This is a genomic window from Cellulomonas pasadenensis, assembly GCF_047229365.1.
Lineage (GTDB): Bacteria > Actinomycetota > Actinomycetes > Actinomycetales > Cellulomonadaceae > Cellulomonas.
Window position 1 is genome coordinate 1 of the sequence record NZ_JBFTEP010000132.1, and the last position, 9,424, is coordinate 9,424.

The 9,424-nt window shown below is 76.3% G+C and carries 9 protein-coding genes, 1 tRNA gene and 1 pseudogene; 3 read left to right on the forward strand and 8 right to left on the reverse strand.

What is annotated here, in order from left to right:
• Positions 1-12: 12 nt before the first annotated feature.
• The 3 genes from AB6N23_RS15155 to AB6N23_RS15165 form a co-directional block, all read right to left on the reverse strand.
• Positions 13-630: a PH domain-containing protein gene (locus AB6N23_RS15155; RefSeq protein ID WP_412866840.1), complete on the reverse strand. Its 618-nt coding sequence runs from the start codon at positions 628-630 to the stop codon at positions 13-15.
• A gap of 48 nt (positions 631-678) precedes the next feature.
• Complete coding sequence (locus AB6N23_RS15160; RefSeq protein ID WP_412866841.1) at positions 679-819, reverse strand: hypothetical protein; 141 nt, start codon at positions 817-819, stop codon at positions 679-681.
• A gap of 151 nt (positions 820-970) precedes the next feature.
• A complete protein-coding gene (locus tag AB6N23_RS15165; protein WP_412866842.1) occupies positions 971-2,212 on the reverse strand; it encodes a PQQ-dependent sugar dehydrogenase in 1,242 nt (413 codons plus the stop codon).
• A gap of 145 nt (positions 2,213-2,357) precedes the next feature.
• Here AB6N23_RS15165 and AB6N23_RS15170 point away from each other — a divergent pair, with 145 nt between their 5' ends.
• The gene (locus AB6N23_RS15170) at positions 2,358-2,951 is read left to right on the forward strand and encodes an isochorismatase family protein (RefSeq protein WP_412866843.1); all 594 of its coding nucleotides are present in this window, start codon (positions 2,358-2,360) and stop codon (positions 2,949-2,951) included.
• A 33-nt stretch (positions 2,952-2,984) separates the two neighbouring features.
• On the opposite strand, the gene rsmI is transcribed toward AB6N23_RS15170, so the two are convergent.
• On the reverse strand, positions 2,985-3,845 hold the full coding sequence (rsmI, locus tag AB6N23_RS15175; RefSeq protein WP_412866844.1) for a 16S rRNA (cytidine(1402)-2'-O)-methyltransferase: 861 nt from the start codon (positions 3,843-3,845) through the stop codon (positions 2,985-2,987).
• An 87-nt stretch (positions 3,846-3,932) separates the two neighbouring features.
• On the opposite strand from rsmI, the gene AB6N23_RS15180 reads away from it, so the two are divergent.
• Positions 3,933-5,801 carry a dolichyl-phosphate-mannose--protein mannosyltransferase gene (locus AB6N23_RS15180; protein WP_412866845.1) on the forward strand — a complete coding sequence of 623 codons (1,869 nt, stop codon included), beginning with the start codon at positions 3,933-3,935 and terminating at the stop codon, positions 5,799-5,801.
• A gap of 45 nt (positions 5,802-5,846) precedes the next feature.
• Here the strand turns inward: AB6N23_RS15180 and AB6N23_RS15185 are convergent, their stop codons facing one another.
• A complete protein-coding gene (locus tag AB6N23_RS15185) occupies positions 5,847-7,424 on the reverse strand; it encodes a beta-N-acetylhexosaminidase (protein ID WP_412866846.1) in 1,578 nt (525 codons plus the stop codon).
• A gap of 201 nt (positions 7,425-7,625) precedes the next feature.
• On the opposite strand from AB6N23_RS15185, the gene AB6N23_RS15190 reads away from it, so the two are divergent.
• Positions 7,626-7,895 (forward strand): GlsB/YeaQ/YmgE family stress response membrane protein, encoded by a 270-nt coding sequence (locus AB6N23_RS15190; protein WP_412866847.1) that lies wholly within the window; start codon positions 7,626-7,628, stop codon positions 7,893-7,895.
• Positions 7,896-7,987: 92 nt separating this feature from the next.
• On the opposite strand, the gene map is transcribed toward AB6N23_RS15190, so the two are convergent.
• The 3 genes and pseudogenes from map to AB6N23_RS15205 all read right to left on the reverse strand — a co-directional run.
• Positions 7,988-8,764, reverse strand: a complete 777-nt coding sequence (map, locus tag AB6N23_RS15195; protein WP_412866848.1) for a type I methionyl aminopeptidase — start codon at positions 8,762-8,764, stop codon at positions 7,988-7,990.
• Positions 8,765-8,876: 112 nt separating this feature from the next.
• Positions 8,877-8,949: transfer RNA gene (locus AB6N23_RS15200), tRNA-Ala, on the reverse strand.
• Positions 8,950-9,061: 112 nt separating this feature from the next.
• Positions 9,062-9,424, reverse strand: a pseudogene (locus tag AB6N23_RS15205) (hypothetical protein); the annotation flags it as partial.

Here is a 9,424-nt window from a genome sequence, read left to right on the forward strand (position 1 = left end):
TTTATTTTATTTTTAGACGGGCGTGAGGGGCGGTGGCGGGGTCGGCGGCGCCGCCGACGCACCCACGCCCGGCACGAGGCGCGCGTGCGCCGCCGCGACGGTGTCCGGGGTGCCCGTCGGCGTGAAGATGAGCGCGCACAGGTCCCGGTACGTGGCATCGGGGTGCGCGACCCAGTCGATGCTGCGCAGCGCCTGGTCCTGCCCGGCGGACTCGAGCAGGAACTGCCCGTAGCCGAGCAGCTGCCCGGGCAGGGACCGCGAGTACCGCATGTCCGTCACCTTGAGCAGCGGCATCATCCCGATCTGGTGGGTCACCAGGCCGGTGAGCAGGAGCATCCGCTTGTCGGTCGCGACGAACCACTCCACGCGCCACAGGAGCACCCGCCAGCCGAGCCGGGCGAGGGCCGCGAGCCACAGCCACCACAGCCACAGGGCGCGGTCGCCGAGGGTCGGCTGCAGCGCGAGCGTCGCCCACGCCACCAGCACGAACACGGCCAGGCACGTCAGCGCGGGCTCGAGCAGCTTCGCCCAGTGGCGGCGCATCGCCAGCACGACCCGCTCGCCGGGCAGCACGTACCGCCGCAGCAGCCGGTGCGACATGACGATGCGTGTCGCGCGGTCCGCGCCCATGTCGTCACCCCTCCCGCCGCGCCGCCGTGCCGCCGCCGCACCGCCCGCCTACTGCGCGAGGTTGCGGAAGAACTCCCCGAAGCCCTGGACCGCGCCCCACAGGAAGTCCCAGATCGCGCGGACGACGTCCGCCGCCCGGTCCGGGTTCGTCACGACCGCGTAGACGAGGAAGATGACGACGACCCACATGAGAATGCTCCTGGCCCTCGCCGGCATGACGCTCCCTCTCAGGTCCGCTGATCGGCGCACACAGTACCGATCGGCACGAACCCGGACAGCACGGACACGCCGGGGGCGTGCGGTTCGGGTCGGACGCGGCGGTGGCTCGCCCGGAGGGTCGTCAGCCGACGCGCACGCGCAGCAGGCGGTCGTCGCCGGGGCGGGGGTCGCCGCGGCCGTCGGTGTTGTTGGTGAGCACCCACAGCGACCCGTCGGGCGCGACCTCGACCGCGCGCAGCCGCCCGTGCTCGCCCGCCAGCAGCGGCTGCGGCGTGCCGACGCCCGCGGCGTCCTGCGCCGGGTCCGCGAGCGCCGCCGGGTCGACGGGCCGCAGCGGCACGCGCCAGAGCGTCTCGCCGCGCAGACCGGCCAGGTAGACGCCCTCGTCCGTCACGGCGAGGCCGCTGGGCGACGCCTCGTCCGTCGACCACTGCGCGACCGGGTCGACGAACCCGTCGGCCGCGCCGCCCGTGCCCTCGACCGACGGCCAGCCGTGGTCGGCGCCCGCGTGCAGCACGTTGAGCTCGTCCCAGGTGTCCTGCCCGAACTCGGCGGCGAACGCGCGGCCGTCCGGCGCCCACCCGATGCCCTGCACGTTGCGGTGCCCGCGGGTCCAGACCGGCGACGCCGGGTCGGGGTTGCCCGGCGCGGGCGCGCCGTCGGCGGTGACGCGCAGGACCTTGCCGCCGAGGCTCGCCGGGTCGGGCGCGAGCCGGGTGTCGTAGACGTCGCCGGTCGTGACGTACAGGGCACCGTCGGGCCCGAACGCGAGCCGGCCGCCGTTGTGGTTGCTGCCCCGCGGGATGCCGGTGACGACCGCGCGGGTGGGCCCGAGGGTCGTCCCGTCGAGCGTCGCGCGCAGGACCCGGTTGTCCTGCGCGGCCGTCAGGTACAGCACGAGGTCGACGGGGCCGCCCGCGGCGGCGTCGGGCACGACCGCGACGCCCAGGAGGCCGCCCTCGCCGCGCGGCACCGTGGCGGCGGCGACCTCGTCGGCGCCGGGGCCGGTCACGTCCGCCACGGCGCCGTCGGGTCCGACGACGACCAGGCGGGCGGCGTCGCGCAGCGTGACCACCGCCCGCGCGTCCGGCAGGAACGCCAGGCCCCACGGCGCGTCGAGGCCCGTCGCGACCTCCTCGACCGACGCGACCGTGACGCTGGGCACGTCGCGGACCGGGGACGTCGGCGCCGGCGACGCGGGCGCCGGGGCGGACGCGGAGGTCGCGGGGGCGGTCGCGGACGTCGTGCCCGGCGCGGTCGGTGCCTCGCCCGTGCCGGGCGAGCACGCCGTGAGCAGCGCGAACGCCGCCGCCGTGGCGGCCGCGGCCGTCCGGCGGCGGCCGGTCCCGGGCCCTGCGGTCATCGCCGTACCTCCCGTCGCGCCGCCCGGGGCGGGACGGCCGCTCCCCCAGCCTCCGCGCCCGCGCACCGACCGGCAAGGGCGCGTGTGTCAGGGCCCACGCCGCGACGGCAGGACGCGGCGGCGGGACCGCGCCGAGAATGGGCGCATGAGCGAGCAGCGGACGCAGGGCCGGCGCGCCCTGCTGGTGGTCGACGTCCAGCCCACGTTCTGCGAGGGCGGGGCCCTCGGCGTCGCGGGCGGGAACGCCGTGGCGGAGGGCGTCGCCCGGTACGCCGCCGAGCACCGCGACCGGTACGACCTCGTCGTCACGACGCAGGACTGGCACGTCGACCCGGGCGAGCACTTCTCGGACACGCCCGACTACGTCGACACGTGGCCGCCGCACGCCGTCGTCGGCACGCCCGAGGCGGACCTGCACCCGGCCCTCGCGGACCTGCGTCCCGACGTCAGCGTGAAGAAGGGCGAGTACGCCGCCGCCTACTCCGGCTTCGAGGGCCACGACCACGACGGCCGCGCGCTCGGCGCGATCCTGCGCGACGCGGGCGTCACCGAGGTCGACGTCGTCGGCATCGCCGAGTCGCACTGCGTGCGCGCCACGACGCTCGACGCCCTCGGCTTCGGCATGCGCGCCCGCGTGCTCACCGACCTCACGGTGCCCGTGACGCCCGAGCAGGGCGAGGCCGCGCGCGCCGCGATGGCGGAGGCGGGCGCCGAGCTGGTGGCGTCGACCGACCTCTGACGCGCGGGGTCGCCCGCACCGCGGGACGCCCGCTCAGCGGCCGCGCGCCGCCAGGGCCGCCGCGTAGAGCTCGCGCTTGCCGACGCCCGCCGCCTCGGCGACCCCCGCGACGGCCTCCTTGAGCCGCTCGCCGCCGTCGACGCGGCTGAGCACCTCGGGCACGAGGTCGCCCACGTCCGCGGGGCCGTCCGCCGGCGCGCCGCCGACGACCAGCACGACCTCGCCGCGGACCTCCCCGGCGTGCGCCCACGCCGCCAGCTCGGCGAGCGGGCCGCGGCGCACCTCCTCGTACGTCTTCGTCAGCTCGCGGCACACCGCGCCCGGTCGCGTGGCGCCGAACGCCTCGACCATCGCGTCGAGCGTCTCGGGCACGCGGTGCGGCGCCTCGAACAGCACGAGCGTGCGCCGCTCCCCCGCGAGCGCCGCCAGCGCCCGCGCGCGCTCCCCCGGCCGGCGCGGCAGGAACCCCTCGAACGCGAACCGGTCCGTCGGCAGGCCGGACAGCGCCAGCGCGGTGAGGACCGCGCTCGGCCCGGGCGCGACCGTCACCGGCAGGTCGGCCGCGACCGCGGCCTGCACCACGCGGAACCCCGGGTCGGACACCGCCGGCATGCCGGCGTCGCTGACGACGAGCACGGTGCCGCCGCCCGCGACCACGTCGAGCAGCTCGGTGACGCGCCCGCCCTCGTTGTGCTCGTGGTGGCTGACGAGACGCCCGCCGATCGGCACGCCGAGCCGGGCGGCGAGCGCGCGGGTGCGGCGGGTGTCCTCCGCGGCGACGACGTCCGCCTCGGCGAGGAGGCGCCGCAACCGGGCGGAGGCGTCCTCGGCGTCGCCGATGGGCGTGGCGGCCAGCACGAGCAGGCCGGTACGGGCGGGACGGTCGGTGCTCACGCCCCCCAGCCTGGCACCCGCGCGCGTGTGACCAGGTGGCGGTGACCCCGGTCACACGACGACGGTGCGGCCCTCTACGATGACCGCGTGCCGCCCACCGGAGACGACGCCGAGCGCGAGGACGCGCCGGGCACCGCCGTGCCCGGCGGTGCGGGAACGCTCCCTCCCGACGACGAGAGCGCCCCCGCGCAGCGGCAGGCGACGACGGTCGTCGCCGACCCCACGCGGCCGGAGGACGCCGACGACGCCCCGCGGCCCGAGGACGCCGACGACGCCCCGCGGCCCGAGGACGCCGACGACGGTGCGGCCGACCGGGACGCCGGTGACGACGACCTCGACGGCGGGCCCGCCGAGCCGCGTCGCACCGTGCTCCTGCGCCGCCTGCTCGGCGACGGCGCGCTCGCCCTCGACGCGACACCGCGCGACCGGCGCAACGGCTGGCTGTGGGCGCTCGCGGTCACGGTGCTCGGCGGCGTCCTGCGGTTCTGGGACCTCGCCCGCCCGCACTCGCTGGTGTTCGACGAGACGTACTACGTCAAGCAGGCGTTCTCGCTGCTGGCCCGCGGCTACGAGGCCGCGTGGGGCGACGACCCGAACGCGGCGTTCGAGAGCGGCGACACGAGCAGCCTCGGCACCGACCCCGAGTACGTCGTCCACCCCCTGGTGGGCAAGTGGATGATCGCGCTCGGCATGCAGCTGGGCGGCGGCGTCGAGAGCTCGTTCGCGTGGCGGCTGTCCGCGGCGGTCGTCGGGACGCTCGCCGTGCTCATGGTCGCGCGCATCGGCCGCCGGATCTTCGCGTCGACGGCGCTCGGCACGGTCGCCGGGCTGTTCCTCGCCGTGGACGGCCAGGCGATCGTGCACTCGCGGATCAGCCTGCTCGACCCGTTCCTCATGTTCTTCGTGCTCGCGGCGTTCGGCGCGCTCGTGCTCGACCGCGAGCAGGCGCGCCGCCGGCTCGCGGACCGCGCCGCGGCGGTGCTCGACGCCGGCGGCACCCTGCGCTGGGGTCCGGGCCTCGGCTTCCGCTGGTGGCGGCTGGCCGCCGGCGTGCTGCTCGGACTGGCCATCGGCACCAAGTGGTCGGGCATGTACTTCCTCGCGGTGTTCGGCGTGCTCACCGTGCTGTGGGACATGGCGGCGCGGCGGGGCGTCGGCGTGCGCGCCTGGCACGTGGCGGCCGTCGTCAAGGACGGCCTGCTCGCGTTCGTGGTCGTCGTCGGGTCGGCGCTGCTCACGTACGTCGCGTCGTGGACGTCGTGGTTCACCTCGGACAACGCCTGGAACCGGCACTGGGCCGAGGCCAACCCGGACCAGGGCGTGCAGTGGCTGCCGCCCGCGGCACGGTCGCTGTGGCAGTTCCACCAGGACATGTGGCGGTTCCACAACGGTCTCGAGACGCCGCACTCCTACGCGGCGCACCCCCTCGGCTGGATCGTGCAGTGGCGGCCCACGTCGTACTGGTACCCGGGCGAGATCTCCGGGCTGACGGGCCGCCAGGCGCAGGCCGCGTGCGGCGCCGACTCGTGCTCGCAGGCGATCCTGGCGGTCGGCAACCCGGTGATCTGGTGGGCCGGCGCGGCCGCGATCCTCGTCGCGCTGTTCTGGCTCGTGCGCTACCGCGACTGGCGCGCCGGCGCGGTGCTGTCCGGCATCGTCGCCGGCTGGCTGCCGTGGTTCGCGTACGCCCACCGGACGATCTTCGCGTTCTACTCGGTCGCGTTCGTGCCGTGGGTCGTGCTCACGCTCGTGTACGTCCTCGGGCTGCTGGTGGGGCCGGCGAGCCCCGACGACAGCGAGCGGGACCGGCGCGGGCGGCGGCGCGCGATCATCGGGGTCGGCGTGTTCGTCGCGGTCGTCGTGGCCGCCGGGCTGTTCTTCTACCCCGTCTGGTCGGCGTGGGTGGTGCCGTGGCAGCAGTGGCACATCCGGATGTGGCTGCCGACCTGGATCTGACGGGTCCGGGCGCGCGCCCCGCGTGCGGCGGCGCGCGCCCGGGCCTCAGGACACGGGTGCGTCCCAGACGCCCTGCGGCGAGCGGTACCAGGCGAGGCCGAGGCGGTCCCAGTACGCGCCGTGCGCCGTGAGCCGGCGCGTGAGGTCGGCGAGGTCGCGGCGCTCCGGCGCGCTCCACGCGACCTCCGCGACGGCGGCGAGGCGCGGCAGCAGCATCGTCGTGAGGTCGTCGAGCGTGCGCAGCGTCTCGGTCCACAGGGCCGCCTCGACGCCGATCACGGCGCCCTCCGGCAGGCCGGGCAGGAACTCCTCCGGCTCCCACGCGTAGGCGTCACGCAGCTCGACGTGCCCGGCCCACTCCAGGCCGAGCGGGAAGTCGGCGTCGTACTTCATGTCGAGGTACACCCGTGACCCCGGCGACAGCAGGATGCGCGCACCGCGCTCGGCCGCCGCGACGAACGGCGCCGGGTCGACGCGGTCGTCCCAGAGCTGCACCACCGTGCCCGGCGGCAGGCCGTCGACGTGCGCGACCTCCTGCCACCCGACGACCGTCCTGCCGTGCGCGGCGACGGCGTCGGCGGCGGCCCGGACCAGGCGCGCGTACTCCTCCGGCGCCATCGTCAGCACCTCGTCGCCGCCGACGTGCACGTACGCACCGGGCGTCATGCGCGCGAGGTCGCCGAACACGTCCGCGAGGAAGGCGTGCGTCGCCGGCAGGTCGTCGTGCAGGCGGGAGAAGCCGACCTCGATGCCGAGGTACTCGTCGGTGGGACGCCCGTCGGGGTTCAGCTCGCCGTACGCGTGCTGCGCCGCGTTGACGTGCCCGGGGACGTCGATCTCCGGCACGACGCGCACGCCGCGGGCCTGCGCGAACGTGAGGATCTCGTCCCAGTCCGCCGCCGAGTAGTGCCCGCCCGGGTCGCCGCCGACGGAGTGCGCGCTCGACCGGCGCACCAGCTCGGGCCGCGACGGCAGGTCGAGGCGCCACGCCTGGTCGTCCGTGAGGTGCAGGTGCAGCACGTTGAGCTTGTAGTGCCCGAGCAGGCCGATGACGACCTTGAGGTCCGGCACGCTCACGAAGTGCCGCGCGACGTCGAGCGACAGGCCGCGCCACGCGTAGCGCGGTGCGTCGACGACGCGCACGGCCGGCACCTCGACGCCGCCGTCGGGCAGCTCGCGCAGCAGCTGGCGCAACGTGACGACGCCGTGCACGAGGCCCTCGGGGGTGCGCGCGTCGAGGCGGACGCCGTCCGCTGCCACGACGACGCGGTACGCCTCGTCGCCGGGCGGCAGCGCGTCGGCGTCGCGGCCGTCACCCACGGCACCCGCGCCCGGGGCGCCCGGACCGGTGCTCGCGGCCGGCGCGTCCGGGAGCAGGCGCACGTGCACCGCGCCGGGGACGCCCGGGTCCTCGAACGCGAGCCGCACGGCGTGCCCGGCGGCGCGGCCGAGCAGGTCCGCGACGAGCACCGCGGCGGGCGTCGCCGGGTGCGCGGCGGGGTCGTCGACGGCGGCCCCCGTGGTCGCGACGACGACGGTCGTCGCCGCCGAGACCACGTACGGCGGGGCGTCCACGGGCTCGAGGACGAGGGGGGCGGGCACCACGGGCACGACGTCGGGCACGGGGACTCCTCCTGGTGGGGGGTGACGGCACCCGCAACCTACTCGCGCGGGGCGGCGCCGCGGGCGTCCGGGCCCGTCCGGCGCGCCCCGCTCGCCGTCCGCGACACGGGCCCGGAACCGCTCGAGAGGCGCACCGACCGGAAGTGCCCTAGTTTTCTCGCGTCACGGAAATTGACCCTTGACTCGATCTGAGGAGTGTGCATGGGCATCAGCGGCATCATCACCGCGATCGTCATCGGCGCGATCATCGGGGCGCTCGGTCGCCTCGTCGTCCGGGGCAAGCAGCGCATCTCGATCCTCGCGACCATCGTCATCGGCATCATCGCGGCCCTCATCGGTACGTGGCTCGCGCAGGTCGTGGGCGTCGAGACGACCGACGGCATCGACTGGATCGAGCTGGTGTTCCAGATCGGCCTCGCCGCGATCTTCGTGAGCCTCTACGCGGGCTGGGCCGGCAAGAACCGCCGCTGACCCGCACCACGGGCCGCACGGCGGCCGCCTGACGACGACGGGCCCCTCCGCCAGGAGGGGCCCGTCGTCGTGCGTGGGCAGTGCGCGGGCGGTCAGCGCCGCGTCGGCAGGGTGAGCACCTCGGCGCCGTCCTCCGTGATGGCGACGGTGTGCTCGCTGTGCGCGGTGCGGCAGCCCGTCGCGCTGCGCAGCGTCCAGCCGTCGGCGTCGGTGACGAGCTCGTCGGTGTCGGCCATGACCCACGGCTCGATCGCGAGCAGCAGGCCGGGGCGCAGCGTGTAGCCGCGGCCGGGGCGCCCGTCGTTCGACACGTGCGGGTCCTGGTGCATCGTCGACCCGACGCCGTGCCCGCCGAACTCGAGGTTCACCGGGTAGCCGGCGCCCTTGAGCACGGTGCCGATCGCGTGCGAGAGGTCGCCGACCCGTGCCCCGGGCCCCGCCGCGGCGATCGCGGCCTGCAGCGCGCGCTCCGTCACGTCGATGAGGGCGAGGCTCTCCGCCGGCCGGGCGGACCCGACGACGAAGCTGGTCGCGGAGTCGGCGACGACGCCCTGCAGGGAGACCGCGAGGTCGAGCGACAGCAGGTCGCCGTCGGCGAGCACGTAGTCGTACGGGCGGCCGTGCAGCACCGCGTCGTTGGCCGACGTGCAGATGTAGTGGCCGAACGGCCCGCGCCCGAACGAGGGGGCGTAGTCGACGTAGCAGGACTGCGCTCCCGCGCCCTCGATCATCTCGCGGGCCCAGCGGTCGATCTCGAGCAGGTTGGTGCCCACCGAGGCGCGCCCGCGCAGCGTCTGGAGGATGTCGGCGACGAGGGCACCCGTGCGGCGTGCGCGCTCCAGCTCCGTCGGGCTGAGGATCTCGATCAAGGCGGGCACCTTCCGTGCGTCCGTGGCGACGGTCCGACCACCGCGGACGGGACCCGCGGGACCGACGACGAAGGGCCCGTCCCGGAGTTCACCGGGACGGGCCCTTCTGCGGTGGAGCTGAGGGGATTCGAACCCCTGACCTTCTCATTGCGAACGAGACGCGCTACCAACTGCGCCACAGCCCCTTGGAGCGAGGAACACGTTAGCACCACCCCGGCGTCCGGCGGAAACCGGCCGCGTGTGGCGGGGCTCACGGCGTCCGCAGGCCCCTGACCGGCGGCGTCGTGCCGCGCGGGCTCACTGCCCGGCGGCCCGGCGGCGCGCCAGCACCGCGTTCAGGTCGATGCTGCCCGTGGTCTCCGCGACCGGCTCGAGCGGCGCCGCGGGCGCCGTCGGGGCCGCCTCCGCGGCGGCCTCCGCCGCCTCCTGCACCTCCGCCGACGCGTCCGCGGGACGGCGCACCGTCGACGCCTCGGCGTCGCTCTCGGCGAGCGGGGCGGGCGTCCGGCGCGGCGCCGGGGCCTTCATCGTGTACGTGGGACGCGGGACCGGCACCGGGGACCAGGCCTCGGCGTCGGCGTCGGCGGGCGCGTCCGCGGCGGCCTCGTCCGTGCGGGGCTCGTCCGTGCGGGCCGCGTCCGTGCGGGCGGACGCCGGGGC

Excerpts from the sequence above, each read along its gene's own strand:
- AB6N23_RS15160 (WP_412866841.1), bottom strand. The coding sequence starts at position 819 with ATGTGGGTCGTCGTCATCTTCCTCGTCTACGCGGTCGTGACGAACCCG.
- AB6N23_RS15155 (WP_412866840.1), bottom strand. The coding sequence starts at position 630 with ATGGGCGCGGACCGCGCGACACGCATCGTCATGTCGCACCGGCTGCTG.
- AB6N23_RS15190 (WP_412866847.1), top strand. The coding sequence starts at position 7,626 with ATGGGCATCAGCGGCATCATCACCGCGATCGTCATCGGCGCGATCATC.
- AB6N23_RS15165 (WP_412866842.1), bottom strand. The coding sequence starts at position 2,212 with ATGACCGCAGGGCCCGGGACCGGCCGCCGCCGGACGGCCGCGGCCGCC.
- AB6N23_RS15170 (WP_412866843.1), top strand. The coding sequence starts at position 2,358 with ATGAGCGAGCAGCGGACGCAGGGCCGGCGCGCCCTGCTGGTGGTCGAC.